Below are 24,961 nucleotides of genomic sequence, written 5' to 3' on the forward strand. Positions count from 1 at the left end.
CCCGCAGGCGGCGGCTTCGATGCCGCCGCCTGCATCCCCCGATTCGGAGAGTGATCATGAAGCCCGCGCTGCACGCGATCGATACCGTCCTGTCGTTCCCCTCGTACACGCCGACCGGCAATGAATGCGCGCTGTTCGAGCATGCGTTCCGACATCGCCTACCGGTGCTGCTGAAGGGGCCGACCGGCTGCGGCAAGACCCGCTTCGTCGCGCACATGGCGGCGCGACTGGGCCTGCCGCTGCACACGGTCGCCTGTCACGACGACCTCACCGCCGCCGACCTCACCGGGCGATATCTGCTCAAGGGCGGTGACACCGTGTGGACCGACGGCCCGCTGACCCGCGCGGTGCGCGAGGGCGGCATCTGCTATCTCGACGAGGTCGTCGAGGCGCGGAAGGATGTGACCGTCGTGCTGCATCCTCTCACCGACGACCGCCGCATTCTTCCGCTGGAGCGCACCGGCGAGGAGCTGCTCGCGCCCGACGGCTTCATGCTGGTGGTGTCCTACAATCCGGGTTATCAGTCGCTGCACAAGGCGCTGAAGCCATCGACACGGCAGCGCTTCATCGCCATCGAATTCGGCTTCCTGCCCGCCGAGCAGGAGATCGCGGTGGTTGCCGCCGAGAGCGGGCTGGCGCCGGAGCGCGTTCGGCCGCTGGTGGCGCTCGCGCATCGGCTGCGCGCGCTGCAAGGCCATGACTTGGAGGAGGGCGTCTCGACGCGGCTCCTGGTCTATTGCGCGACGCTCGTCGCTGCCGGAGCATCCATCGCGGACGCCGTGCTCGCCGCGATGATCGAGCCGCTCACCGACGACGCCGACGTCAAGGCCGCGTTGCGCGAGGTCGCGCATGCCGTGATCGGGTGAGCCATGCTCGACTTCCTCGAACTGGAGGAGACCGTCGGCCGCGCCTGGCATCGCCTGGTCGGCACGACCTCGAGCTATCCGGTCCATCCGGATCAGGCCGTCGCCCTGAACGAGATCAGCGGCCGCATCGCCGTGATGTTCCGCGCGCTGGGCGGCGAGAGCGGCGTGCAGGTCGCCGGAGCCAAGGCGCGCAAATCGGGCCATCGGCTCGGCTGGCGCCAGCGCATTGGCCTCGGGGACGAATGCCTCGATCAGGCCGGGCGCGATGGCGCCACCGTGTTCCTGCCGGAGACCATCGCGCTGCTGCCGGGGCGCGCGCTCAATGCGCAGCTCTATCACTGGCTCGCGGCGTGGTTCGCGACCATGGCGGTCGAGCCGATCACGGAGCGCGATCCGCTGCGGCATGATCTGCTGGCGCTGCGCCGGGCCTGTGAGACGACCTCGCTGGTGCTGGCGCGCTTCCCTGGACTGGCGTGTCCGCATGCGCAACTCGCCGAAGCGCTGGCTGCGGCGCGGCCGCGGCGGCCGCTGCCTCGGCTCGAGCAGCAGGTCGAGCACATCGTCATGGCCCTGCTCGGCGCCGGCGCGCCGCCCAAGGGCGCGCTGTGGAATGCGGTCATCGCTGGCGGCGCGTTGCCGGAGGCCGCCCCGCCCGGCTATCGGCCGATGCTGCCGTGTCCGCTGTGGGGCGATTGCTGGAGCCGCGATGCCGTTGCCGCGGCGCGCGAGGACGACGAGACGCAGACGCCCGCAGAGCAGGAGGGGGCACCCGACACCCGCAAGCGCTTCGCACGGCGCGAGCGCGACGACACGGCCAAGCGCGATCCATTCATCCTCAACCGCTTCGAGAAGATCCTGGCGATGGCGGAGATGGTCAATGTCGATCGTCCGTCCGACGATACCGACGATGACGACGCCCGCAAGGCTGCCGACGATCTTGATGAGCTCGCGATCGCCAGGCGCAAGGGGCGTCCGGCGAGCAAGCTGAAGTTCGATCTCGACCTGCCGCCCGAGGCGGTGGACACGGCCCGGCTCGACAGCGGCCGGCTGTATCCCGAGTGGAATTATCGCAGCGGCGCCTATCTGCCGGACCATTGTCGCGTCGTGACCGGCGATGCCGCCGAGGCGGGCGAGGCGTGGTCTCCGGACGATGCGATGCGCCGGCGCATCCGCAGCGTGCGGCGCAGGTTCGAGACCTTGCGGCCGCGTCATGAGGTGATGCGCGCGCAGGCCGACGGCCACGACCTCGACATCGACGCGCTGGTGCGCGCGCGCAGCGATCTCAATGCCGGCCATGGCGGACTTGATCGCGTGCATCTGGCGATGCGCCCGCTCGCGCATGATCTCGCGGTGACTCTCCTGGTCGACGTGTCCCTATCGACCGATGCGTGGATCGACGGCGTGCGCGTTCTCGACGTCGAGAAGGAGGCGCTGCTGGTGCTGGCGCATGGGCTGTCGGCCTGCGGCGACAGCCACAGCATTCTCACCTTCACCTCGCGGCGCAACTCATGGGTCCGCCTGGAGACCGTGAAGGCATTCGACGAGCCGATGAGCGGGCGGGTCGAGCGCCGCATCGGCGCGCTCAGGCCCGGCTACTATACGCGTATCGGCACGGCGGTGCGTCATGCCGCCAGCCAGCTCGCCGAGCGATCCGAGCGCAAGCGCCTGCTGCTGGTGCTGACCGACGGCAAGCCGAACGACGTCGATCACTATGAGGGACGGTTCGCGATCGAGGACACGCGCAAGGCGGTGCAGGAAGCGCGGCGCGGCGGCGTCGCGGTGTTCGGCGTGACCATCGATGCGTCGGCGCAGTCGTATTTTCCCACCCTGTTCGGCCGCGGCGGCTACGCCATCGTCGGCAACATCAGGCGACTGCCCGCCGCGCTGCCGGCGCTGTACCGGCAGCTCGCGCATTGAAGGCGAGAGGCGCACTGCCGCCGTACCGACGACCGATACCGGTCAGCTGATCGAAGGGGTCCGGCCCTCAGGTCGCCGGCTCGCGCAGATTGCGCAGCGGCACCGGCAGGTGGCCCATCAGCTTGTCGAACTCGCCGGGATCGAGCTTCTCCCAGAGAATTTCGAAGATGCCGCGCGCAGCCGTGAGCGGATCGACCGGGAATTGCGGCGGCAGTTGGCGGAAGATGTCATCGACGAAATATTCGAGATGGCGGTCCTTGGTCGGGGTTGCCGCGTGGTGCCAGCCCTCGTAGTAGATCCCGCGAATGAGCATCGGCAACTGGGCGCCGAAATTCACGGCGACGGCCATCGGCATACGGTCGCGCAGCACATGCAGCACGGCACGCAGTGCATTGTAGGCCTGCTGCCGGCTCGCCAGCGCGAGGCGTTGCTCGATGGCCTTCAGCCAGATGTTGGTTTCCTGGACGGTGTGATCCAGGGCGGTCACGCCGGTCTCGCTCATGTGGTTCTCCATGATGACAAGTGCACAGGACCGTTCGAGGGACGCCGAACAAGGTAACGGCAAGGCCTGATTCGCTTGAACGCCTTGTCAGTAGGTGGTGCGTTCGGGTCGGTCATGTTGACCTGCATCAAATCACGATGTCGTGGTTGGACCGTGAGGTAAATGGCGGGTCAACGTCCCGCGCAGTCGTTTACGATCCCTCGCTGCCGCAGCGGCACCAGCGGTCGGCAAGCCCATCCGTCATCTTACGGGGATCGTCGTGGTCCCGTGCGCGGCACGTGGTCAGCAGTTCACACTGATAAACAGCCATCGACAAACAGAACGTCTACAAATCAGCACGTCGCGATCTCGCGGCGCCTATCGCGCCCGAGTCTTGCTTGACGGAGCCCTCTTCAAGTGAGAGGGCGCAGGGAAGGCCGGGAGCTCGCCGCCCCCATGGCCCCCGTGCGGAAAGAATGCACGGGGCAGGAACCACAGGATCGGCTGAGACATCCCGGCCTTCCCTGCGCGATAGTGTTACGGTTTATACGCATTCTCCCCGGTGAACGGGCTGTCTTGCCACCGTCACCCGCGCGAGGTTGAAACCTCGTCACGAGCTTGACGCCAGCGTCGCGGCGCCAGGACCATGCGACTTCGCCGTCCGCGCCGTGCCGTTCGTCCGCAGGCATGACACCCGCTGCGACACGTCGCGTCCATCGCATCCCGCACTCCACGTCTCGTGACGTTCGCGACACGCCCCTCTTCATGAGGCGGGATGCGCGGAAATGTCGTCCTGATTTGCCCGACGGGGCAAGCTGTTTATCTGCGGCAGACTGGCACGACGGGCAATTCGCGCATGGCGGTCATGCTGATTCGTTCGTCCGAGGGCCCCGGGATTTTGCGTCTACCCGTGCTCAGTCGGAGAGCGCATCCAAGTTGGGATCGGGCTGCTGCCTTGGGGGCGGCGCGAGGTGGGCGCTGCGGGCGCTGAGAGACGCGCGACCACGGCGCTCCTCGTTCGCGGTGGCGCGCATGATGGCGAGCGACCGGAACGTTCGCGTTGCAAGTCCGGAACTTGCGCGACTCGTTCGCGCCGAACATCCCGAGATCATCGCGGGCCGTCGCTGCGCCGTCAGGTTGAACCCGTAATCGCCCTGCTTGTGAAGAACACGTCTTCGCTTGCTCGTCGCGACAGACTCACCTTACATCGGAGTCGTCCGAGGCGGAGAGATCGCGCGCTCGACACCCCTTTCAACTCACGAATCGACGTCGGCTCGCAATGCTCAAGTCTGCCCAAGAGAAGTCTGTTCACAACAAGCCTGCTCAAGACAAATCCGGCAACGACCTTCCGCTGACCGGCTATGCCGTCGTGGTCGATGGTCAGATCAAGACCGAATTCAAGACCAAGGATGGCGCACACAACGGCGCGCATGACCTCAAGCGCCGGTTTCCGATGTTGCAGATCAGGGTGTACGACGCGGAGACGAAGCAGACCCACGACATCGAACTGACGCGGGCGTGAGACCGGCCTGCCGCGCGGGCCGTGGTGTTGTGAGGACGCAAGGCCGTTGCACCTTGTCGAGCCCGCAATCGCTGTCGATGTTTGAGTGCATGGAGAGCATGCTCCTGATGTAGCCGAGGGTGCGGTGTCGGTCGCCGCGTCCTCGCCCCTGTGGGAGAGGGCGCAGTATCGCGCAGGGGCGTGCGGTCTGAGGTGCACGCAGGCGACTGTCGGCCTGCGCGCCCGATACGCCGGGATGGGCTGTTGCGGTGGCTGCGTGATATGAGCCAATCTGCCTCATCTCCGACCATGCGAGCAGCCATCATGACCGAAACCGCCTGGAACAGACTTTCCGCCGCAGCGCTTCGCGCGCTCGCGGCCCGAGACGCGATCGTGCTGTTGCCGGTGGCCTCGACCGAGCAGCACGGCCCGCATCTGCCGACGGGAGTTGACGACTTCCTGTGCAGCGAGGTCTGCCGTCGCACCGCGCTGGAGCTGACTCCAGACCATCCCATCGTGGTCGCGCCGACCGTTTGGTGCGGGCTCGCCGACCATCACGTTCCGTTCGGTGGCACCTTCACCCTCGGTCTCTCCACCTACCACGCCGTGCTCAGAGACCTGTGCCGCTCGATTCTGAATGCCGGCTTCCGCCGCATCGTGATCGTCAACGGCCATGGCGGCAACATCCAGGCGCTGGCCACCCTCACCGGCGAACTGACGCGCGAGCTCAACGCGCCGATCGCGACGACGACCTATTTCATGGAAGGGCGGGAGACCATGGCCAAGGTCCTCGAGGATCAGGCGGGCGTGATGCATGCCTGCGAAGCCGAGACCTCGATGATGATGGCGGCTCATCCCGGCCTCGTCGACGCGGCGGGGCTCGACGCTGCCTTTGGGCCGAGCTTCGACATCATGGGCTCGCTGGTCCCGTCGCTGAAAATGTTCAGATCGTTCGCCGACATCACCACCTCCGGCGTCGCAGGCGATGCGCGCAAGGCATCTGCTGCAAAGGGCGAGAAGCTGCTCGCCGGCTGCGCGGCGGCGCTGGCGGCGCGATTGCGGGCGGGCGAGCCATGGTCCACTGCACCAATTCCGCCGCCAGCCGCAAGATGACAGTGACGCGGAGCATCATCCCGAGAAGCCCGTCGCAGGCGGGCGTTTCGGATGATGGGCCGCAAACGATACGTCCACGGGTTTGATGGACGCATGCCGATCGGCAAGCTCAGCCGTGCTGCGCGGAAGCGGCGAGGCTCGGAGCTCCGATCGCGTCGAGGCCGTCCGCAAGACTGCGGCTCGCGTTTCGCACCTCGCTGCGAAACGTCTTCGCCAGGTTCGACAGCGGCCGCGCCTCCGACCACAGCACATAGGCCGAGACTTTGGTGCTCGGCGTGAACGGCCGTACCACGAGATCATGCCCGCCCTGGCGCGGCGAGAATGGATCGACCACGGCGACGCCGACGCCGGTCGAAGCCAGCACGCAGGCCGTGTTGCAGTAACGCACTTCGACGGTCGGCTGGAAGTCGGCATCGGCTTGCCGGAAGCTCTCGCGCACCGCTTCGCCGAGGCGCGTGCCGCGTTCAAGGCCGATCAGCGGGAAGCCGGCGAGATCCCGCGCTGAAATCACGTCGCATTCGGCAAGCGGATGCCGGGCCGGCATCACGCACACCATCTCCCCGGTATGCACGACCTCATGGGCGATCCCGGGATGATCGGACAGTCCGAGCGCGAAGCCGAGCTCGGCGACGTTGCCGAGCACGCCCTCGATGATGCCCTCGTAGCGGCGCACGTCGAAGAACATCCGCGTCTGCGGCCGGCGCCGCAGGAAGCCTGACAAGGTCGGCGGGATGATGCTGTAGGCGAGCGGCGGCGTGGCGACGATCGACAGATGACCCGTCTTCTGCTCGCGCAGGTCACGCACGCGGTTTTCCAGCCGGACGTGCAGGGTGAAGATCGCCTCGCTCTCCTCATAGAGCGTCATCGCCTCGGGTGTCGGGAACAGCCGGTTGTTGACGCGCTCGAACAGCGTGAAGCCGGCCTGCGCCTCCATCGCCTTCAGCGCATTGCTGATCGCAGGCTGCGACAGCGCGAGCTCCTCGGCCGCAGCGACCGTGGTGTGGTGGCGGATGACCGCCCGCAGGATCTCCAACTGGCGCAGGTTCATGGCATGGTCGCCCTATTAGCCCGGGTGATGGTCTCGGCCAAAATATCATAGACCGAGGTCGTCCCGACTGGTTGCAATTCCTGCGCCGGTTTCGCTTCATTGATGCTTCTCTTGCGCGTCGCAGGGGGCGGTGCTGCCGCCTGCTGGAAAGGCATGACGCACAGATCGGAGGCAGAGTTTTGAGCCGTATCTTCCGCGCCGCCGCCGCCCAGATGGGGCCGACCCAGCGCGCCGACAGCCGCGGGCACACGCTGTCGCGCATGATCGGGCTCTTGGAACAGGCGGCCGCCCAGGGCGCGAAGCTGGTGGTGTTTCCGGAACTCGCATTCACGACCTTCTTCCCGCGTTGGATCCTCGAAGGCGATGAGCTCGACAGCTATTTCGAGCGCGCGATGCCGAACCCGTCCGTTGCCGCGCTGTTCGACCGGGCGCGGGCGCTTCGCGTCGGCTTCTATGTCGGCTATGCCGAGCTGACACCGGACGGACGCCGCTTCAACAGCTCCATCCTGGTCGATCCCGACGGCGAGATCATCAGCAAATATCGCAAGGTGCATCTGCCCGGCTCCGTCGAGCCGCGCCCGAGTGCCAAGTATCAGCAGCTGGAGAAGCGCTATTTCAGCTATGGCGATCTCGGCTTTCCGGCCGTGCGCGCCGGCCGCGAGTGGGGCGGCGCCATCATGGGCATGATGATCTGCAACGACCGGCGCTGGCCGGAATCGTGGCGGGTGCTGGGGCTGCAGGGCGTCGAGCTGGTCTGCGTCGGCTACAATTCCGCGGCCTATGATCCGAATGGCGGCAACACCGAGGATGCCTCGCTGCGCACCTTCCATTCGACCCTGGTGGCGCAGGCCAACGCCTACATGAATGCGACGTGGGCGATCGCGGTCGCAAAGGCGGGCGACGAGGACGGCAGCGGGCTGATCGGCGGCTCCTGCATCGTCGATCCCAATGGCTGCATCGTGGCGCGGGCGAAGACGCTCGCCGACGAGGTCGTCGTCGCCGACATCGACCTCGATCTGTGCCGCCAGGGCAAGGACAAGATGTTCAACTTCGCGGCGCATCGTCGGCCGGATCAGTACAGGCTCATCACCGAGCGCGCCGGCGCCGTCGAGCCGGTCGTGGTCGATTAGCCGTTCACGTGGGGAGTTGCAGGATGCGCCGTTCGTTGTTCGCAGGTTTCGTCATCCTCGCCTCGCTTGCTCCGGCGGGGGCCGCGGAGCTGCCCGCTGAGATCAAGCAGGCTGGCGTGCTCAAGCTCACGGTCAACTCGACCTACGCGCCGATGGAATATCACGACCCCGCCACCAACGAGCTGAAGGGGCTCGACATCGATCTCGCCAACGAACTGGCGAAGCGGTTCGGCGTCAAGATCGTGTGGAGCGAGACGGCGTTCGCCGAACTCATTCCCTCGCTGCAGACCCGGCGCGCCGACTTCATCATCTCGGGCATCTCCGACCGTGCCTCGCGGCGCGAGACCGCCGACTTCGTCGACTATCTCGTCACCGGCCCGCAGTTCTTCGTGCTGGCGGAGAGCGATGCCAAGGTCGCGACCGATCTGTGCGGCCGGAAGATCGGCACCACGCGCTCGACGAGCTTCCCGCAGGAGATCGAGAAATGGAGCAAGGCCAATTGCGAGGCCGCAGGCAAGCCTGCCGCGCAATATGTGCCGGGGGAGAACTCGATCGATGTCCGCAATCAGCTCAAGCAGAGCCGCATCGATGCCGCCGTGCAGGGCAGCGAGACCTTGCCCTATGCGCAGTCGCAGGAGGCCGGCAAGTATCGCATCGTCGGTGAGCCCATCGCCTTCGGCTACCAGGGCATCATGTTCCGCAAGGACGATGCAGGCTTTCGCGAGGTCGTGACCGAACAGCTCAAGTCGATGATCGCCGACGGCAGCTACAAGGCCATTCTCGACAAATGGGGTCTCGGCGCCAATGCGGTGCGCGAGCCGATGCTCAACGCGGCGCCGCAATGAGCCGCGCCGACGTACTGGCCGATGGCTTTCCCGACCTGTCGGCGCACAGGATCGCGCGCAAGGCGCATTGGGGCCGCTGGCTTACGGCTGCCGTCATTGTCGTGATCCTGCTGGCGATCGGCCGCGCCTTCGCCAGAGGCCAGATCGAATGGTCTTACGTCGAACGCTTCGTGACCGCGCCGGTGATCCTGCGCGGCATCGTCAACACCATGGTCATGGCCGTCGCGGCGATGGCGCTGGGCATCGCGCTCGGCGTGGTCGTCGCGATCATGCGGCTGTCGCCCAATCCGGTGCTGCGGTCGGTCGCCGCCGGCTACACCTGGCTGTTTCGCGGTACGCCGCTGATCCTCCAGTTGTTGTTGTGGTTCAACCTCGCGCTGGTGTTTCCGACCATCGGCATCCCCGGCCTGTGGAGCGCGCGCGCCGTCGACGTGATGACGCCGTTCCTGGCCGCGCTGCTCGGGCTCGGCATCAACCAGGGCGCCTACACCTCGGAGGTGATGCGGGCAGGGCTGCTCTCGGTCGACATCGGGCAATACGAGGCGGCGCAGGCGATCGGCATGGGACGGCTGCAGGCGCTGCGCCGGATCATCCTGCCGCAGGCGATGCGCGTGGTGATCCCGCCGCTCGGCAACGAGTTCATTGGCCTGGTCAAGGCGACCTCGCTCGCCAGCGTGATCCAGTATCCGGAGGTGTTGCACTCGGCCGAGAACATCTACTACGCCAATTCGCGCGTCATCGAGCTCCTGATCGTCGCCGGCCTCTGGTATCTGCTCGTGGTCTCGGTCCTGACGCCGCTGCAGATGCTGCTCGAACACCGTTTTGCCCGTGGCATCGCGCGGGGGCGCTGATGACGCCGCTCGTCGCCATCCGTCAGGTCAGCAAGCGCTTCGGGGAATTCCAGGCGCTCAAGCAAGTCTCGCTCGATGTCTTCGAGGGCGAGGTGGTGTGCCTGATCGGGCAATCCGGCTCCGGCAAGACCACCTTGCTCCGTTGCGTCAACCAGCTGGCCACGGCGGACAGCGGCGGCATCTGGCTCGACGGCGCGCTGCTCGGCTTCCGCGAGACGGCCGGTCGGCTGCATCGGCTGTCGGAGCGCGAGATCGCGCGGCAACGCCTCGCCTGCGGCATGGTGTTCCAGCGCTTCAACCTGTTCCCGCACATGACGGCGCTGGAGAACGTGATCGAGGGGCCGGTGCAGGTGCAGAGGCGCAGGCTTGCCGAGGCGAAGGACGAGGCCTTGTCGCTGCTGCGCCGGGTCGGCCTTGCCGACAAGGCGCAGTCCTATCCGGCGCAACTGTCCGGCGGTCAGCAGCAGCGCGTGGCGATCGCACGCGCGCTCGCAATGAAGCCGCGGCTGGTGCTGTTCGACGAGCCGACCTCGGCGCTCGACCCGGAGCTGGTCGGCGAGGTGCTCGGTGTGATGAAGGAGCTGGCGAGGTCCGGCATGACCATGCTGGTCGTCACGCATGAGCTCGGCTTCGCGCGCGAGGTCGCCGACCGGGTTGTCTATATGGACCAGGGCGTGATCGTGGAGAGTGGTCCGGCCGGCGAGGTGCTGCGTGCGCCGCGCGAGGCGAGGACCAAGGCATTTCTGGCAGCTGAAGTGGGGTGAGGTGATGGAATTGAAGTCGATCGTGTTGGCTGGGCTCATGAGCGCGGCCGTGGCGGGCGCGGCTCTCGCCGCCGAGCTGCCGGCCGAGATCAAGCAGAACGGCCTGCGCATCGCGGTGGTGCCGAACTATCCGCCGATGGAGTTCAAGGATCCGGCCACCGCGACCCTGACCGGCTTCGACGTCGAGCTCGGCGAGGCGCTGGCCAAGAAGCTCGGCGTCAACGCGGTGTGGCAGGAGACCAGCTTCGACCAGCTGATGCCGGGCCTCGCCACGCAGCGTTTCGACATCATCCTGACCGGCATGACCGACTACAAGAGCCGGCAGGATACCGCGACCTTCATCGACTACCTGCGCAGCGGTCCGCGATTCTTCGTGCAGGCTTCGCGCGCCAGCGAGTTCAAGGAGCCGACGGCGCTGTGCGGCAAGAGGGTCGGCGCCTCCAGGCGCACGATGTTCCCGAAGGACATCGCCGCCTGGAGCGAGAAGAACTGCGGCGCGAGCGGAATCGAGTTCGTCGGCACCGAGGGCTCGGCCGACGCCCGCACGCAGCTCAAGCAGGGCCGCATCGACGCCGCCGTGCAGGGCAACGAGACCTTGCCCTACATCATGGATCTCGAGCCGAACACTTACGTGCCGGTCGGCACGCCCATCGCGTACCAATATACGGGGCTGGCGACGCCGGTGAAGGCGGACGAACTGCGCGAGGCGCTGCGCGCCGCGCTGGAGGGCCTGATTGCCGACGGCAGCTACAAGGCGCTGCTGGCGAAGTGGAAGCTGAGCGACAATGGAATCGAGAAGGTGCTGATCAATGCTGGACAGTAAGGCGCTCGCGGGAATCCCGGTCGTTCCCGCCAACACCGCGCCGCCGGCGCCGGACTATCCATGGCCTGCGCCGCACAGAGCGGCGATGTTCCTTTCGTTCGACATCGACGCCGAGAGCGCCTGGACCTCGAAGGATCCCGCGCATGCGGCGCGTCTGGTCACGATGAGCTTCGGCGGCTTCGAGGCGCGCGTCGGCACGCCGAAGCTTCTCGAGCTGCTCGCCGAGCTCGATCTCAAGGCGACGTTCTTCATCACGGGATGGGCGGTCGATGCGCATCCGGCGATGGCGGAAGCGGTGCTGAAGGCGGGCCACGAGATCGGCCATCACGGCTATCACCATCTGCTGCCGGATCCCGGCGATCCCTTCATCGTCGAGGAGATCGAGCGCGGCTTCGAGGCGATCCAGCGCCGGCTCGGAATCCGGCCGATCGGCTACCGCGCGCCGTTCGGCGAGTTCTGCGAGGAGCTGCTGACAGCGCTGGTGCGCCAGGGCATCGTCTACACCTCCTCGTTCCGCGATGACGTCAGGCCCTATCGCCATCGCTTGGCCTCCGGCTCGCCGGGCACGATCGAAATCCCGGTGACCGCGAGCTATGACGACTGGATGCACGGCCTGTCGGCGCGGTTCTCGCCGCGCTCGATCTTTCCGAAAGAGCACGTGCTGTCGATGTGGAAGGATGAGCTGGACGAAGTCCGCGATTGGGGCGCGATGGTGACGACCGTGCTGCATCCGCAGGTCTCGGGCCGGCCGATGCGCTTCCGGCTGCTGCGCGAGTTCCTGACCTACGCCAAATCGTGCCGGGACGTGTGGATCACGACCGGAGCCGAGATCGCGGCGAACTACCAGCGCCATGAGGCGGCGGAAGCGAAGGACGCATGAGTACGACGGCGATCTTCGGCAGCTACGTGCTGACGCGCAAGGACGGCGCGCAGGACGTCCTGCGCGATCACTGGGTGCTGGTCGAGGGCAGGCGCATCGCGGCCGTGACGCGTGATCGGCCGGCGGCGGACGAGATGTTCGATCGTCCGGGTCGCTTCGTGCTGCCGGGCCTGTTGAACCTGCACAACCACATCTTCAGCGAGGCGATCGCACGCACGCTCACCGAGGACGGCAACGGCCGGCGCAACAACAAGAGCATCGTCTACACCGTGCTGCTGCCGCTGTCCAAGCGCGGGGCCGAGATCCTTTCGGTGGAGGAGCGGCTGGCGATCGGCCGCATGGGGGTGCTGCAGCTCCTGAAGGGCGGCGCCACCACGGTGATGGAGCCGTTCCGCAACACGATCCCGGAGCTGTTCGATGCGGCTCTCGAGATGGGCCTGCGCTTCTATGGCGCGCCCTATCTGTTCTCGACATCAGATGCCAAGGCGGATGCCTCCGGCGTCGTGACTTACGCCGGCGATGACGGCGAGGCCGACATGGCGGTCTGGAATGCGCTCCATCAGCGCTGGCACGGCCAGGGCGACGGGCGCATCCGGCTTGCGATGAGCCCGCACGCGACCGATACCTGCGGACCGGATCTGTTGCGCGCGGCTGCCAGCCGGGCGCGCGAGCTCGGCGTTCCCATCACCACGCACATGGCGCAGAGCGCGGGCGAGGTCGCGACGATCGCGCAGCGCCATGGCGGCCGCACCCCGGCCGAATATCTCGACTGGCTCGGCCTGCTCGGACCCGATCTGCTGGCGGCGCATTGCCACGCGTCGACCGATGCGGACCTTGCGCTGATGGCGGCGCGTGGTGCCGGCGTGCTGAACTGCCCGCGCGTGTTCGCGCGCGCCGGAGTCACCGCCGCCTTCGGCCGCTTCGCCGCGCATGGCGTCCGCACCGCGGTCGGCACCGACGGCTACAACATGGATCTGCTCGGCGAGCTCAACGCGGCGTCGATGATCTCGAAGATCGCGCTGGGAAGCGCCGAGACGGCGAGCGCGCCGGAACTGATCGACGCCGTCACCACGACGGCCGCCGCCATGATCAAGCGCGACGATCTCGGCGTCATCGCGCCGGGCGCGACCGCCGACCTCACCGTCGTCGACATGACGCATCCACATCTTCAGCCGCTACACGACCCGCGTCGCGGCCTGATCGCGCTCGCGAACCGCGCCAACATCGACCAGGTGATGATCGACGGCCGGCTGCTGATCCACGACGGCCGCTATCTCCACGGTGACGAGGCTGCCATCACCGCCGCAGGGACTGCCGCGATCGAGAGGATCTGGGCGCTGCCGGAGGCGGAGGCCGCATTCGCCGGCTGAATGCTGCTACCGCGTGCCGTAGGCGCGGTCGCCGGCGTCGCCGAGGCCGGGAACGATGAAGGCGTCGTCGTCGAGGCCGTCGTCGATCGCGGCGGTCCACAGTGCGACATCGGGATGCAGGCCGCGGACGCGCTCGACGCCCTCGGGCGCCGCGATCATGCAGACCATGCGGATATCCTTGGCGCCGCGCTCCTTGAGCCGGTCGACCGCGGCGACTGCGCTGTTGCCGGTCGCCAGCACCGGCGTGACCACGACGGCGAGGCGCTCGTGCAGGTCGGACGGCGCCTTGAAGAAATACTCGACGGCGGTGAAGGTCTGCGGCTCGCGATACAGGCCGATATGGGCGACGCGGGCGGTCGGCACCAGATCGAGCATGCCGTCGACGAAGGTGACGCCGGCGCGCAGCACCGGCACGAACACCAGCTTCTTGCCGGCGATCTTGGCCGACTGCATTCGCGCCAGCGGCGTCTCGATCTCGACCTCCGTGAGCGGCAGGTCGCGCGTGACCTCGTAGCACAGGAGCATGCCGATCTCCTTCAAGAGCTCGCGGAACGACTTGGTCGAGATCGACTTGTCGCGGATCAAGGTCAGCTTGTGCTGCACCAGCGGATGATCGACGACCGTGACGCCTTCCATGGCTTTCATCTCCAAAGCGTAGGGTGGGCAAAGGCGCGAAGCGCCGTGCCCACCTGATACTAGCTCAGCTTGGAATGGTGGGCACGCTGCGCCTTGCCCACCCTACGCGCAACTTATGAATCGCATCATTGCGAGGCGCGAAGCGACGAAGCAATCCAGACTTTCTTCCGGGCCCTGGATTGCTTCCGCCGTCGCCCTTCGGGCTATGGCGGACAAGTCGCTTCGCTCGCAATGACGTCGGCTGTTATGAAGCAAGGCTACCAAACACCTCTTAAAACACCGTGCCGTCGCTGAGGATGGTCAGCGGCGGCGAGCCGTCCGGGCGGCGGGCGAAGGCGAGCTTGCGGCCGGCAGCCCAGCTGCCGCCTTCGAGGATGCGCGCCAAGGGCAGCTGTTCCGCCGTCTGGCCGGTGCGCTGGCGGATCAGCGCGGCCAGGCGATCGAGCAGGGCGACGGTCAGCGCGCGCCATTCCACCACCAGCGGGGAATCAACGGCATGCGCCCGCGCGGCATCGGCGGGATCGCGCAGCACCAGCACGCCGCCGTCGACGAACAGGCCGCCATTGCGGTATTCGGCGAGTCCCGTAAGGCCGTCGATGTTCTCGACCACGAGGCCGGCGCGCTGCAGCGGTTCGATCAGCGAATAGCTCAGCCATTGCGACAGCTTGTGCAATGGGACGAGACCGCTGGTCGCGTCATCGGTGACCAGGGAAGCATGGCGCCAGCAGTCGCCGAGCGCGATGCCTTGCAGCGTCAGCCGCGACGGCCAGATCGGGCCGAGCTGCAGCAGCACCTGCTGCAGAATGTCAGCGGCCTGGAGGTGGCCGCCGGTCGCACCGGCGGCGAGCTGATCGAACAGACCGCCGGGACGTGGGGTATCTTTCCGACCGAAGATATCCGGCTTTGCAGCCGTGACCTCGCCTAGCCGGCGCAGCAGCGCAACGCGGCCTTCGAGTCCGACCAGCGGATTGTCGGCGCTCACCTGGAAGCCGCGTTCGAGATCGGCGACGATGATGTGCTGCAGCTTCGCGGCGTCGGCCCGCAGCGGATGGCTTGCATCGGTCGAAAACGCACCGCGTGCGAACATGTCGAGGCTCGCCAGTGCCAGCCCTTCGGAGCGGCCGATGCGCGCGCCGGTCACGGCATCCTGATAGCGCCACGCCGCGCCGGCGCCGGCGTCGAGCAGCACGCTGGTGATGGCGAGATCGAACTCGGCGCGCGCCCGTGAAGCCGCATTCGGCCAATTCACTTTGTCGGCGATCGCGGCCCAGCGATCGACACCGCCGACCACGAAATGCCGCCAGCGCGAGTGGAACGGCACCTCGCCATCGGGATAGGCCCTGCGGGTCACGTCGAGCACGAGATCGGCAATCGCATCGAGCTTTGCGAGATCGATGCGGAAGTGCGGCAGCTTGTCGGCGAGACCGAGCGCAAGCAGCTGATGCGCCCGCTCGCGCACTGCGCGGGCGGACAGGAGATATGAAACGTCGGTCATGATCAGCCGCTGCGCTAGTACTTTTCGAGCGGTCGGCCGACGGTGTCGCCGAGCGCCTCGGGCTTCTGCGGCTCCAGCGAGAAATAGCCGGCGGCCTTCTTGGCCGCGATCTCGACATGGGCATCCGCCGGGATCAGCTCGTCGGGGATCGGCACGCGCTCGACGATGTCGACACCCTGGCCCACCAGCGCGTCATGCTTCATGTCGCTCATCGAGATGAAGCGGTCGATGCGTTTGACGCCGAGCCAGTGGATGACGTCGGGCATCAACTGCTGGAAGCGCGCATCCTGCACGCCGGCGACGCATTCGGTGCGCTCGAAATAGGCCGCCGCGGCGTCGCCGTCCTCCTGGCGCTTGCGCGCATTGTAGACCAGGAACTTCGTCACTTCGCCGAGCGCGCGGCCTTCCTTGCGGTTGTAGACGATGATGCCGAGGCCGCCGTTCTGCCCGGCCGCAACGCATTCTTCGATACCGTGGATCAGATACGGGCGACAGGTGCAGATGTCGGAGCCGAACACGTCGGAGCCGTTGCACTCGTCATGCACGCGACATGTGATCTTCGTCCGGCTGTCATTGAGCTTGTCGACGTCGCCGAACAGATAGACCGTGGTGCCGCCGATCGGCGGCAGGAATACCTGCAGGTCGGGCCGGGTCACCAGCTCCGGATACATGCCGCCGGTCTGCTCGAACAGGCCGCGGCGCAGACTGGTCTCGCTGGTGCCGAAGCGCGCGGCCACGCCGGGCAGGTACCACACCGGGTCGATCGCGATCTTCACCACGGAGACGCTGCCATTGGCATGCACGACGTCGCCGTCATGAACGAGGCGCTTGGCCGCGAGCGCCGCATGCAACTCAGGAAGCTCGATCCGCGCCTTGGTCACGGCGATCGTCGGCCGGATATCGATTCCTTCCGCGATCTCGCCGCCGAAATTCTCGGCCACCAGATGACCCCAGGGATCGAGTGCGACGATCTTCGCCGGCTCTCGCCACTGCGCGAACGGGCCGATCGTGGCGGCGGGATGGGTGTTGGTGAGATCGGGGCGGCGGATCGGGTCGAGCGCACCAGATGATACCGCGAGCGCGCGGTAGACCGTGTAGGAACCGCCATGGCTGCCGATCACGTTGCGGTCCTGCGGACGTGATACCGTGCCGATCACGGGTCCGCGCTCGCGTGCGCTTTCGGCGCCCCAGTGGAGCGGGAAATTATGCTTGGCGCCTGGCACCGGGTGCGAGGTCAGGCGGATGTGATCCGTACGGTTGGAGCGAGTCATCGGACAGCCACCCCCAAAACGGCAACGGCCCGCCTTGACGACGGGCCTGAGCAGAACGCGTTCACGTTTTCCATGCACCAATATAGCAGTTTTTCCCCGCCAAACAAGTGGTCCCGGGTGGCCGGTTATTTGTAAACGAATGGTTTCGGATCCCGGTCGGCGGTCCCGCGGCGTCAGGCCCTGGCATGGCGCTTGCCTTTTGCAGGCGGCGCCGCCAGCTTGGCGCGCATCTGGAATTCTCGACGGCAACGGCGGCATGGACCTGATCATTCGCAATGCGGTGCTGGCGCAGCACAGTGAGCTGCGCCGGGCCGATATCGGAATTTCCGACGGCACCATCGTGGCGATCGCGCCGTCATTGCAGGCCGACGGCGAACAGCGCGATGCCGAGAACTGCCTCGTCGTGCCCGGCTTCATCGAGACGCACATCCATCTCGACAAGACCTGCATCCTCGACCGCTGCACGATCAGGGAAGGGACCGTGGCAGAGGCGGTGCGCGAGACTGCGGCCGCCAAGCGCAACTTCACGGCCGACGATGTCTATGACAGGGCGAAGCGGACCGTTGAACGCTGCGTCAGCCACGGCACGATGCGGATGCGCACCCATGTCGAGCTCGATCCCGGCATCGGCTTCATCGGCTTCGAGGCGATCCAGCAGCTCGCGCGCGACTATGCCTGGGCGCTCGACCTCGAGATCTGCGTGTTTCCGCAGGAAGGGCTCACCAACTATCCGGGCACCGAGGAGCTCTTGATCGAGGGCCTGCGCCGCGGCGCACGCACCATCGGCGCCGCCCCGTATTTCGACACCGACCCGCCGGCGCAGATCGACCGCATCTTCGCGATCGCGCGTGACCGCGACGTCGACATCGACATGCATCTCGATCTTGCCGAGACGCTCGATCACATGCAGATCGAATATGTCTGCCGCAAGACGGAGGAATACAGCTGGGGCGGACGCGTCGCGGTCGGCCACGTCACGCAGCTGTCGCTGCTGCCGCCGGAGCGTTTCGACGCGATCGCAACGCAGCTCGCCAATGCCGGCGTCGCAGTCACCGTGCTGCCCTCGACCGACCTGCATCTGATGGGGCGCCGGCACGATCATGCGATCCCGCGCGGCGTGGTCCCGCTGGAGCCGCTGCGCGCGCAAGGGGTGACCTGCTCGCTCTCGACCAACAACGTGCTGAACCCGTTCACGCCGTATGGCGACGGCTCGCTGATCCGGATGGCGAACCTCTACGCCAACGTCTGCCACGTCTCGCGGCCGGATCATCTTGCGGGGTGTCTCGACATGGTCACGCACGACGCGGCGCGGCTGATGCGGCTCGATGACTACGGCATCGAGGTCGGCGCGCCGGCCGATCTCGTCTGCATCGATGCGGCGACGCCGACCGAGGCCGTGGCGACCCTGGCGCAGCCGCTCTGGGGCCTCAAGCGCGGCCGGCCGTCGTTCTCGCGGACGCGGCCGGTGCTGTACCGGCCGGGGTGAAACGATGAGGGGTGTTGCATGACGCTGTCGCCACATTCGTCATTGCGAGGAGCGAAGCGACGAGGCAATCCAGAGTCCTCGTGTAGCCCTGGATTGCTTCGCTTCGCTCGCAATGACGTCGGAGTCCGGATAGGAGTTCTGCAATGCGCGTGATCAACGTCGCCGCCGCCCAGATGGGACCGATTCAGCGCGCTGACAGCCACGAGGCGGTCGTCGCGCGCATGATCGCACTGATGGACGAGGCCAAGCGCAAGGACGCCGACCTGATCGTCTACCCGGAGCTGGCGCTGACCACGTTTTTTCCACGCTGGTACATGGAGGATCAGGCCGAAGTCGACAGCTGGTTCGAGCGCGAGATGCCCAATGCGGCCGTGCAGCCGCTGTTCGATCGCGCCGCGCAGCATCAGATGGCCATGTATCTCGGCTATGCCGAGCTGACACCGGACGGGCACCACTACAACACGGCAGTTCTCACCGACCGCGCCGGCAACGTCGTCGGCAAGTATCGCAAGGTGCATCTGCCCGGCCACGAGGAGTTCGAGCCGGAGCGCAGCCACCAGCATCTGGAGAAGCGCTATTTTGAGCCGGGCGATCTCGGCTTTCCCGTCTGGCGCAGTCTCGATGGCATTATCGGCATGGCGATCTGCAACGATCGCCGTTGGCCGGAGACCTATCGCGTCATGGGGCTGCAGGACGTCGAGCTGGTGCTGATCGGCTATAACACGCCGTCGGTGAACTCATTGAAATCGGCCGAGGGACTGCAGCAGCGCCTGTTCCACAACCGGCTCTCCGCGCAGGCCGGCGCCTATCACAACTCGTGTTGGGTCGTCGCGGTCGCGAAGGCCGGCGTCGAGGACGGTCATCACCTGATCGGTGGCAGCCTGATCGTCAATCCCGACGGCGAGATCGTCGCGGAGGCGGTGACGGAAGGCGACGAGGTGCTGGTCGCACCCTGCGATCTCGATGCGACGCGGTTCGGCAAGCAGACGATCTTCGATTTCGCAAGGCATCGGCGGATCGAGCATTACGGGCTGATCACCAGCCGCACGGGCGCGGTGCCGCCGGAGTGAGGCAGGAGAGAGAGTGGGCCTGACCACGCTGATCAGCAGTTGCATTGTCAGGCACCAGCGCCGCTACACAAACAGTGTCGTCCCGGCGAACGCCGGGACCCATACCGCGGAAGCTATCGAGGAACGGAGCTGACAGTTGCCTGCCTCACGTCGGCCGGCGGCTATGGGTCCCGGCTCAAGGCCGGGACGACAGCGGAGTGTGAGATGGCCGGCCGGGCAGGTCCGTGCAGGGGCAAACGACGGATGTGCGAACCACTCACCCCGCAAACGCCACCGCGCCGAGCGCCATGGTCACTGCGGCCTGGGTCGGATCGATCACCGGAATTCCCAGCGCGTCCTCCAGGTTCTTGCGATGCCGTGCCATGCCGGCGCAGCCCATGACGATGGCACCGGCGCCGTCCTCCTCCTTCAGCGCGCGGCCGACAGCAATCATCTTCGCCAAAGTACCTTCGCCTGACGCCGTCTCCGCCACGGTCATGTCCAGCGGGCGCTCCGCGGCCAACCGATCCATCAAGCCCATCTGGCGGAGATAGCGGATGTGGCGGCGGATCGAGCGCTGCGCGATGGCGAGCACGCCGAACGTATCGGCGCGAGTCAGTGCAGTGAGCACGCCGCATTCGGCGATGCCGAGCACCGGCCGTGCCGTGGCCTCGCGGCAGACGTGCAGGCCAGGGTCGCTGTAGCAGGCGATCACGAACGCGCTGGATGCGTTGTCGCCCTCGACGAAACGCCGCAGCGGCAGGGTGACGCTGTCGGCATCCTTCTGGCTCTCGATGCCGTAGGGACCTTCCTTCAAGGTCTCGCAGACGATCTCCGGTCCGTCGGCGAACATCAGCGGCTTGAGCGCCGCCGCCAAGCCGTCGGTGACCACCTGGTTGGAGTTCGGATTGATCACGGTGATGCGCGGGCGGGACATGGGAGCTACCTGCTTCTTCAGTGTTGACGGCGCGTGACAGGCAACCACTATGCCACGGCTGACGCAATGGGGCCGATGCGGTCACCTCGCGTCCACGGCGTTCCATCTGGCAGAACTAGGAGATCGCGATGACCGAGCCGGCCTATGACCTGATCATCCGAGGCGGGCGCGTCGCCACCACCACCGATACGTTCGAGGCCGATGTCGCCATCACAGGCGAGACCATCGCGGCGATCGGCCGCGGCCTCGGCCCGGCGAAGCGCGAGATCTACGCGCGCGGCAAATATGTGCTGCCCGGCGGCGTCGACAGCCATTGCCATATCGAGCAGCTCTCGGCGGCAGGGATCGTCAACGCCGACACGTTCGAGAGCGCCACCAGGTCGGCCGCGTTCGGTGGCACCACGTCCGTGATCTCCTTCGCGGCCCAGCATGTCGGCATGCAGTTGCCGCAGGTGGTCGAGGACTATCACGCGCTGGCGCGCAAGGGTGCCGTGATCGACTACGCGTTCCACATGATCGTCGCCGATCCGACCAGGGAGACGCTGGAGCGCGACCTGCCGGCGCTGATCCGCCAGGGCCACGGCTCGATCAAGATCTTCATGACCTACGACCGGCTCAAGATCGACGACGAGCCGCTGCTCGACATTCTCGTCGCCGCGCGCGAGGGCGGCGCCATGCTGTGCGCGCACGCCGAGAACCATGGCATCATCTCCTGGATGGTGAAGCGGTTGCTGTCGCGCGGCTACACCGCGCCGAAATACCACGCCATCAGCCACGCGCGGTTCTCCGAGGCCGAGGCGTTCAACCGCCTGATCGGCATGGCCGCCCTCGTCGATCAGCCGATCATGATCTTCCACGTCTCGACCGCGGAAGGCGCCAAGGTGATCCGCGATGCGCGCGGGCAGGGGCTGAAGGTGTTCGCGGAGACCTGTCCGCAATACCTGTTCATGACGGCCGAGGATCTCGACAAGCCCGGCATCGAGGGCGCGAAGTGGATGTGCAGCCCGCCGCCGCGCCGCGCGCCCGACCAGGAGGCGCTGTGGCAGGCGCTGTCGCTCGGCGATTTGCAGACCATCTCCTCCGATCACGCGCCGTATCGCTTCGACGAGACCGGCAAGCTGCGCGCCGGCTCCAACCCCAACTTCAAGCAGATCGCCAACGGCCTGCCGGGCCTGGAGCTGCGGCTGCCGCTGCTGTTCGATGCGATGGTGTCAAAGGGCCGGCTCGGCCTCAACAAGTTCGTCGAGCTCACGGCGACGGCGCCGGCCAAGATCTACAATCTGCATCCGAGGAAGGGCGCGATCGCGATCGGCGCCGATGCCGACATCGCGCTGTGGGATCCGGACAAGCACGTCACGATCAGCGATGCCGCCATGCACGACCTCGCCGGCTACACGCCGTTCGCGGGGCGCAGCGTGCAGGGCTGGCCGGTGACCGTGCTGTCGCGCGGCCGCGTCATCATTGACAACGGCAGACTGTCGGCCGCGCCCGGCTCCGGCCAGTTCCTCGCCCGCAGCGGCGGCGAGGCTGCGAAGCCGACGGGGCGCCTGGTCGCGGATATGGACCCGGAGCAGAATTTTGGGGCGAAGCTGCTCTAGACGCGAAGAGCTGTTGGAGTAGCTGATCATGTTGACGCGGTCGCTCCGCTCTCCGCCGTCATGCCCGGGCTCGAGCCGGGCATCCACGTGCTTCCCGGGATGCCGCCGGACGTGGATGGCCGGGACGGCGCCAGGCCATGACGTGGGGCGAGAGCTGAATGCCCCTCGTCGATCGCTGTCCATGCGAGGACCTCCTTGATGCATGTCCTGATCTTCGGCGGCGCCGGCTTCGTCGGGCTCAACATCGCGCAAGGCCTGCTGGAGCGCGGCCATGCCGCGACGGTCTTCGATGCAGCGGCTCTGCCGAACGCGGCGGAGCGCGCCTTTGCGCCGTATTGCGAGCGTCTGCACCTCGTGCAGGGCGACGTCACCGATGCGAGCGCTGTTGCGGCCGCGATCGCCAGCGGCTGCGATGCCGTTGTCATGGGCGCCGCGATCACCGCCGGTCCGGAGCGTGACGCATCCGACCCCGAGCGCATCCTCGCGGTCAATCTGCTGGCGCAGGTGCCGATCCTGCAGGCGGCGCGGCGCAGCGGCATCCGCCGCGTCATCAACCTGTCCTCGGCGGCGTCCTACGGCGCCAGCGGTCAGCGCTTTGCCGTGCTGGAGGAGAGCACGCCGTGCGAGCCGGTGTCGCTCTATGCGATCAGCAAGTTCGCCTCTGAGCGCGTCGCGGCGCGGCTGTCGGACCTGTGGCAAACCGACGTGATCAGCGTGCGTCTGTCGGCCGTGTTCGGCCCGTTCGAGCGCGGCGGCGGCGTGCGCGACACGCCATCGCCGCAGGCGCTGATCGCGGCCTGTTGCGCGCGCAATGCGCCGGCGCTGCTGAACGAGCCGGGCGACAAGGACTGGGTCTATGCGGTCGACGTCGCCGACGCCGTCTACCGGTTGCTGGAAGCCGAGAGGCCGCAGCACACGCTCTACAACATCTCCAGCGTAGCCACGTTTACAGCCGAGGCCTGGGGCCGCGCCTTCGCGCAAGGCCGCCCCTGCTTCGTCTGCCGGCTCGCGGAGCAGGGCGAGACGCCCACGGTGCCTGTGTTCGCGCCGAGCCGCGGCCGGCTGTCGACGACGCGACTGGCCGAGGAGTTCGGCTGGCGCGCGCGCTTCGACTGCGCGGCATCGGCCGAGCATTTCGGCCGCTGGTTCGATCAGTACGGGAGAGACTGAGATGAGGCTCAAGGCGAAGGTCGCGGTCATCACCGGCGGCGGCTCCGGCATCGGCCGCGCCAGCGCCGTCATGTTCGCGCGCGAGGGCGCTTATGTTGCGCTGGTCGACCGCGACGCGGCAGGCGCGGAGGAAACCCTGTTGCTCCTGGCCAAGGCCGGAGGCCAGGGCCGCGTGTATGTCGGCGATGTCGGTGATGCGGATTTTGCAAAGGCGACGGTCGAGAGCGTGGCAGCCGCGCGCGGCCGGCTGGATGTGCTGATGACCGCTGCCGGCTTCTCCTGCGGCGGCACCGTGGTCACGACCGATCCCATGGATTGGGACGCGGTGTTCCGCGCCAATGTCGGCGGCACCTGGCTGTGGGCGAAGGTCGCGGTGCCGATCATGCAGAAGCAGAAGGCCGGGTCGATCATCACCGTGGCATCGCAGCTTGCGGTCGCCGGCGGCAAAGGCAATAGCGCCTATATCGCCGCCAAGGGCGCGATCATCAGCCTGACCCGCACCATGGCGGTCGACTTCGCTACCGACGGCATCCGCGTCAATGCGCTGGCGCCGGGTGCGATCGACACGCCGCTGCTGCGCCGGAGCTTTGCGCGCCACGTCGATCCGGAGCCGGTGCGCGAGGCCTCGCGCCAGCGCCACGCGATGAAGCGCTTTGGCGCGGCCGACGAGGTCGCCGCCGCCGCGCTGTTCCTGGCCAGCGACGAGGCGTCGTTCACGACCGGCATCGTGCTGCCGGTGGATGGCGGCTGGCTCGCGGCGTAGCTCAACGCCTGGCCGTGCCGGACTTCCGATCGCGCCCGCGCAAAATGTCCGCAAGCGCGGCCGCGTTGCGAGACAGCGGCTCGAAGCGAGGCGTCAGGAGATACGCGCGCATCGGAATCTTCGGTGCGAGTGGCCGTGCCGCGAGGTCGGGCCAGGCGCGGCCGCGCAGCACGAATTGGTCGACCACGGCAAGGCCCGCGCCGGCGCGGGCCATGGCGCAGGCGTCGGGCGTGTAGCGCACGATCGTGGTCGGCTCCGGGCCGCCGGCCAGGGCCGACGTGACGATGTGACCATAAGGCGTCTGCGGGCCGAAGCCGACCAGCGGATAGGGCAGCATGTCCTTCGGCCTGATGCTGCGCAGCCTCGTCAGGGCATGGTCGGCCGGCATGATCACGTGCAGCGCGCCCTCCGCGATCGTCTCTGCCGCGACTGTCGGCTCGTCGACCGGCAGCACAGTGATGCCGAGATCGGCGCGGGCTGTGCCGACGCGGCTGACGATCTCCAGCAGGGTCAACGATTCGAACTCGACGCGCAGATCTGGAAAGCGGCCGCGCAGCCGCGCCAGCGCCTCCGGCACCATGCTGTGGGCCGCGCTCGGGCTCGCCACCACGCGGATGGTGCCCGTGCCGCCGGCGCGCAGCTCGTCGGCGAGGTCGTTGATGCGCGCGACGCCGCGATGGACGTGCTCGACCTCGGCGAACAACCGCTTGGCCTCCGGCGTCGGCTGCACCCGGCCGCTGATGCGCTCGAACAGCTTGAGCTTGAGGCCATCCTCGGTATAGGCCAGCAGCCGGCTGATCGCAGGCTGCGACACCGAGAGCAGCCGCGCAGCGCCGCTGATCGAGCCTGTCATCATAATCGCGCGGAACACCTCGATCTGGCGCAGATTGAGCGGCATGCGACCTCTTGTCTCGCTGTGGATGGCTGTCGACTCTAGCCGCCGCTGCCGCCCCATAACAAGCTGTTA

23 protein-coding genes are annotated in these 24,961 nt (G+C 67.1%); 16 read left to right on the forward strand and 7 right to left on the reverse strand.

From position 1 onward, the window contains the following. Positions 1 to 56: 56 nt before the first annotated feature. A complete protein-coding gene (locus ACQR13_RS13500; protein ID WP_315717759.1) occupies positions 57 to 866 on the forward strand; it encodes a CbbQ/NirQ/NorQ/GpvN family protein in 810 nt (269 codons plus the stop codon). 3 nt (positions 867 to 869) lie between these two features. Further along, complete coding sequence (locus ACQR13_RS13505; RefSeq protein WP_315750298.1) at positions 870 to 2,783, forward strand: nitric oxide reductase activation protein NorD; 1,914 nt, start codon at positions 870 to 872, stop codon at positions 2,781 to 2,783. 67 nt (positions 2,784 to 2,850) lie between these two features. On the opposite strand, the gene ACQR13_RS13510 is transcribed toward ACQR13_RS13505, so the two are convergent. Next, a complete protein-coding gene (locus tag ACQR13_RS13510) occupies positions 2,851 to 3,285 on the reverse strand; it encodes a DUF2267 domain-containing protein (protein WP_315750299.1) in 435 nt (144 codons plus the stop codon). 1,258 nt (positions 3,286 to 4,543) lie between these two features. On the opposite strand from ACQR13_RS13510, the gene ACQR13_RS13515 reads away from it, so the two are divergent. Continuing rightward, entirely contained in the window at positions 4,544 to 4,786 is a 243-nt protein-coding gene (locus tag ACQR13_RS13515; RefSeq protein WP_315717756.1) for a hypothetical protein, read from the forward strand. 303 nt (positions 4,787 to 5,089) lie between these two features. After that, positions 5,090 to 5,878, forward strand: coding sequence for a creatininase family protein (locus ACQR13_RS13520; protein WP_315750300.1), 789 nt, complete (start codon positions 5,090 to 5,092; stop codon positions 5,876 to 5,878). Between the two features lie 109 nt (positions 5,879 to 5,987). Here ACQR13_RS13520 and ACQR13_RS13525 read toward each other — a convergent pair whose 3' ends face one another. Beyond that, a complete protein-coding gene (locus ACQR13_RS13525; protein WP_315750301.1) occupies positions 5,988 to 6,926 on the reverse strand; it encodes a LysR family transcriptional regulator in 939 nt (312 codons plus the stop codon). A gap of 179 nt (positions 6,927 to 7,105) precedes the next feature. On the opposite strand from ACQR13_RS13525, the gene ACQR13_RS13530 reads away from it, so the two are divergent. The 7 genes from ACQR13_RS13530 to ACQR13_RS13560 are packed head-to-tail and all read left to right on the forward strand — an operon-like array spanning position 7,106 to position 13,589. Further along, positions 7,106 to 8,056, forward strand: coding sequence for an N-carbamoyl-D-amino-acid hydrolase (locus ACQR13_RS13530; RefSeq protein WP_315750302.1), 951 nt, complete (start codon positions 7,106 to 7,108; stop codon positions 8,054 to 8,056). 23 nt (positions 8,057 to 8,079) lie between these two features. After that, positions 8,080 to 8,901, forward strand: a complete 822-nt coding sequence (locus ACQR13_RS13535) for an ABC transporter substrate-binding protein (protein WP_315750303.1) — start codon at positions 8,080 to 8,082, stop codon at positions 8,899 to 8,901. Continuing rightward, on the forward strand, positions 8,898 to 9,752 hold the full coding sequence (locus ACQR13_RS13540; protein ID WP_315717751.1) for an amino acid ABC transporter permease: 855 nt from the start codon (positions 8,898 to 8,900) through the stop codon (positions 9,750 to 9,752). Before ACQR13_RS13535 ends, ACQR13_RS13540 begins: the two co-directional genes overlap by 4 nt. Further along, positions 9,749 to 10,516, forward strand: a complete 768-nt coding sequence (locus ACQR13_RS13545) for an amino acid ABC transporter ATP-binding protein (protein ID WP_315750447.1) — start codon at positions 9,749 to 9,751, stop codon at positions 10,514 to 10,516. The genes ACQR13_RS13540 and ACQR13_RS13545 overlap by 4 nt, the downstream gene beginning before the upstream one ends. A 4-nt stretch (positions 10,517 to 10,520) precedes the next feature. Continuing rightward, positions 10,521 to 11,339, forward strand: coding sequence for an ABC transporter substrate-binding protein (locus ACQR13_RS13550; protein ID WP_315717750.1), 819 nt, complete (start codon positions 10,521 to 10,523; stop codon positions 11,337 to 11,339). After that, complete coding sequence (locus tag ACQR13_RS13555) at positions 11,326 to 12,219, forward strand: polysaccharide deacetylase family protein (RefSeq protein WP_315750305.1); 894 nt, start codon at positions 11,326 to 11,328, stop codon at positions 12,217 to 12,219. The genes ACQR13_RS13550 and ACQR13_RS13555 overlap by 14 nt, the downstream gene beginning before the upstream one ends. Next, positions 12,216 to 13,589 (forward strand): amidohydrolase family protein, encoded by a 1,374-nt coding sequence (locus tag ACQR13_RS13560; RefSeq protein ID WP_434862897.1) that lies wholly within the window; start codon positions 12,216 to 12,218, stop codon positions 13,587 to 13,589. The genes ACQR13_RS13555 and ACQR13_RS13560 overlap by 4 nt, the downstream gene beginning before the upstream one ends. 6 nt (positions 13,590 to 13,595) lie before the next feature. Here the strand turns inward: ACQR13_RS13560 and upp are convergent, their stop codons facing one another. The 3 genes from upp to ACQR13_RS13575 form a co-directional block, all read right to left on the reverse strand. Further along, entirely contained in the window at positions 13,596 to 14,225 is a 630-nt protein-coding gene (upp, locus tag ACQR13_RS13565; protein ID WP_231327004.1) for a uracil phosphoribosyltransferase, read from the reverse strand. A gap of 271 nt (positions 14,226 to 14,496) precedes the next feature. Continuing rightward, complete coding sequence (locus ACQR13_RS13570) at positions 14,497 to 15,720, reverse strand: URC4/urg3 family protein (protein WP_315750307.1); 1,224 nt, start codon at positions 15,718 to 15,720, stop codon at positions 14,497 to 14,499. A gap of 14 nt (positions 15,721 to 15,734) precedes the next feature. Continuing rightward, complete coding sequence (locus tag ACQR13_RS13575; protein WP_315717746.1) at positions 15,735 to 16,991, reverse strand: GTP cyclohydrolase II; 1,257 nt, start codon at positions 16,989 to 16,991, stop codon at positions 15,735 to 15,737. Between the two features lie 256 nt (positions 16,992 to 17,247). Between ACQR13_RS13575 and ACQR13_RS13580 the strand changes: the two genes are divergently transcribed. Continuing rightward, positions 17,248 to 18,477, forward strand: a complete 1,230-nt coding sequence (locus ACQR13_RS13580; protein WP_316193120.1) for an amidohydrolase family protein — start codon at positions 17,248 to 17,250, stop codon at positions 18,475 to 18,477. A gap of 143 nt (positions 18,478 to 18,620) precedes the next feature. Continuing rightward, positions 18,621 to 19,547: an N-carbamoyl-D-amino-acid hydrolase gene (locus ACQR13_RS13585; protein ID WP_434841264.1), complete on the forward strand. Its 927-nt coding sequence runs from the start codon at positions 18,621 to 18,623 to the stop codon at positions 19,545 to 19,547. Positions 19,548 to 19,803: 256 nt separating this feature from the next. On the opposite strand, the gene ACQR13_RS13590 is transcribed toward ACQR13_RS13585, so the two are convergent. After that, positions 19,804 to 20,463, reverse strand: coding sequence for an aspartate/glutamate racemase family protein (locus ACQR13_RS13590; RefSeq protein WP_316193118.1), 660 nt, complete (start codon positions 20,461 to 20,463; stop codon positions 19,804 to 19,806). Positions 20,464 to 20,591: 128 nt separating this feature from the next. On the opposite strand from ACQR13_RS13590, the gene hydA reads away from it, so the two are divergent. The 3 genes from hydA (at position 20,592) to ACQR13_RS13605 (ending at position 23,994) form a co-directional block, all read left to right on the forward strand. After that, positions 20,592 to 22,061: a dihydropyrimidinase gene (hydA, locus tag ACQR13_RS13595; RefSeq protein ID WP_316193117.1), complete on the forward strand. Its 1,470-nt coding sequence runs from the start codon at positions 20,592 to 20,594 to the stop codon at positions 22,059 to 22,061. Between the two features lie 198 nt (positions 22,062 to 22,259). Next, on the forward strand, positions 22,260 to 23,231 hold the full coding sequence (locus ACQR13_RS13600; protein ID WP_316193116.1) for an NAD-dependent epimerase/dehydratase family protein: 972 nt from the start codon (positions 22,260 to 22,262) through the stop codon (positions 23,229 to 23,231). Position 23,232: 1 nt separating this feature from the next. Next, complete coding sequence (locus ACQR13_RS13605; RefSeq protein ID WP_316171556.1) at positions 23,233 to 23,994, forward strand: SDR family oxidoreductase; 762 nt, start codon at positions 23,233 to 23,235, stop codon at positions 23,992 to 23,994. A gap of 1 nt (position 23,995) precedes the next feature. Here the strand turns inward: ACQR13_RS13605 and ACQR13_RS13610 are convergent, their stop codons facing one another. After that, positions 23,996 to 24,892 carry a LysR substrate-binding domain-containing protein gene (locus ACQR13_RS13610; protein ID WP_315750315.1) on the reverse strand — a complete coding sequence of 299 codons (897 nt, stop codon included), beginning with the start codon at positions 24,890 to 24,892 and terminating at the stop codon, positions 23,996 to 23,998. Positions 24,893 to 24,961 lie beyond the last annotated feature (69 nt).

The organism is Bradyrhizobium sp. HKCCYLRH3059, from assembly GCF_051168035.1.
GTDB lineage: Bacteria > Pseudomonadota > Alphaproteobacteria > Rhizobiales > Xanthobacteraceae > Bradyrhizobium.

Excerpts from the sequence above, each read along its gene's own strand:
- ACQR13_RS13575 (WP_315717746.1), bottom strand. The coding sequence starts at position 16,991 with ATGACTCGCTCCAACCGTACGGATCACATCCGCCTGACCTCGCACCCG.
- ACQR13_RS13605 (WP_316171556.1), top strand. The coding sequence starts at position 23,233 with ATGAGGCTCAAGGCGAAGGTCGCGGTCATCACCGGCGGCGGCTCCGGC.
- ACQR13_RS13525 (WP_315750301.1), bottom strand. The coding sequence starts at position 6,926 with ATGAACCTGCGCCAGTTGGAGATCCTGCGGGCGGTCATCCGCCACCAC.
- ACQR13_RS13585 (WP_434841264.1), top strand. The coding sequence starts at position 18,621 with ATGCGCGTGATCAACGTCGCCGCCGCCCAGATGGGACCGATTCAGCGC.
- ACQR13_RS13540 (WP_315717751.1), top strand. The coding sequence starts at position 8,898 with ATGAGCCGCGCCGACGTACTGGCCGATGGCTTTCCCGACCTGTCGGCG.
- upp (WP_231327004.1), bottom strand. The coding sequence starts at position 14,225 with ATGGAAGGCGTCACGGTCGTCGATCATCCGCTGGTGCAGCACAAGCTG.
- ACQR13_RS13610 (WP_315750315.1), bottom strand. The coding sequence starts at position 24,892 with ATGCCGCTCAATCTGCGCCAGATCGAGGTGTTCCGCGCGATTATGATG.
- hydA (WP_316193117.1), top strand. The coding sequence starts at position 20,592 with ATGACCGAGCCGGCCTATGACCTGATCATCCGAGGCGGGCGCGTCGCC.
- ACQR13_RS13590 (WP_316193118.1), bottom strand. The coding sequence starts at position 20,463 with ATGTCCCGCCCGCGCATCACCGTGATCAATCCGAACTCCAACCAGGTG.
- ACQR13_RS13560 (WP_434862897.1), top strand. The coding sequence starts at position 12,216 with ATGAGTACGACGGCGATCTTCGGCAGCTACGTGCTGACGCGCAAGGAC.
- ACQR13_RS13520 (WP_315750300.1), top strand. The coding sequence starts at position 5,090 with ATGACCGAAACCGCCTGGAACAGACTTTCCGCCGCAGCGCTTCGCGCG.
- ACQR13_RS13555 (WP_315750305.1), top strand. The coding sequence starts at position 11,326 with ATGCTGGACAGTAAGGCGCTCGCGGGAATCCCGGTCGTTCCCGCCAAC.
- ACQR13_RS13535 (WP_315750303.1), top strand. The coding sequence starts at position 8,080 with ATGCGCCGTTCGTTGTTCGCAGGTTTCGTCATCCTCGCCTCGCTTGCT.
- ACQR13_RS13510 (WP_315750299.1), bottom strand. The coding sequence starts at position 3,285 with ATGAGCGAGACCGGCGTGACCGCCCTGGATCACACCGTCCAGGAAACC.
- ACQR13_RS13600 (WP_316193116.1), top strand. The coding sequence starts at position 22,260 with ATGCATGTCCTGATCTTCGGCGGCGCCGGCTTCGTCGGGCTCAACATC.
- ACQR13_RS13500 (WP_315717759.1), top strand. The coding sequence starts at position 57 with ATGAAGCCCGCGCTGCACGCGATCGATACCGTCCTGTCGTTCCCCTCG.
- ACQR13_RS13515 (WP_315717756.1), top strand. The coding sequence starts at position 4,544 with ATGCTCAAGTCTGCCCAAGAGAAGTCTGTTCACAACAAGCCTGCTCAA.
- ACQR13_RS13550 (WP_315717750.1), top strand. The coding sequence starts at position 10,521 with ATGGAATTGAAGTCGATCGTGTTGGCTGGGCTCATGAGCGCGGCCGTG.
- ACQR13_RS13570 (WP_315750307.1), bottom strand. The coding sequence starts at position 15,720 with ATGACCGACGTTTCATATCTCCTGTCCGCCCGCGCAGTGCGCGAGCGG.
- ACQR13_RS13505 (WP_315750298.1), top strand. The coding sequence starts at position 870 with ATGCTCGACTTCCTCGAACTGGAGGAGACCGTCGGCCGCGCCTGGCAT.
- ACQR13_RS13580 (WP_316193120.1), top strand. The coding sequence starts at position 17,248 with ATGGACCTGATCATTCGCAATGCGGTGCTGGCGCAGCACAGTGAGCTG.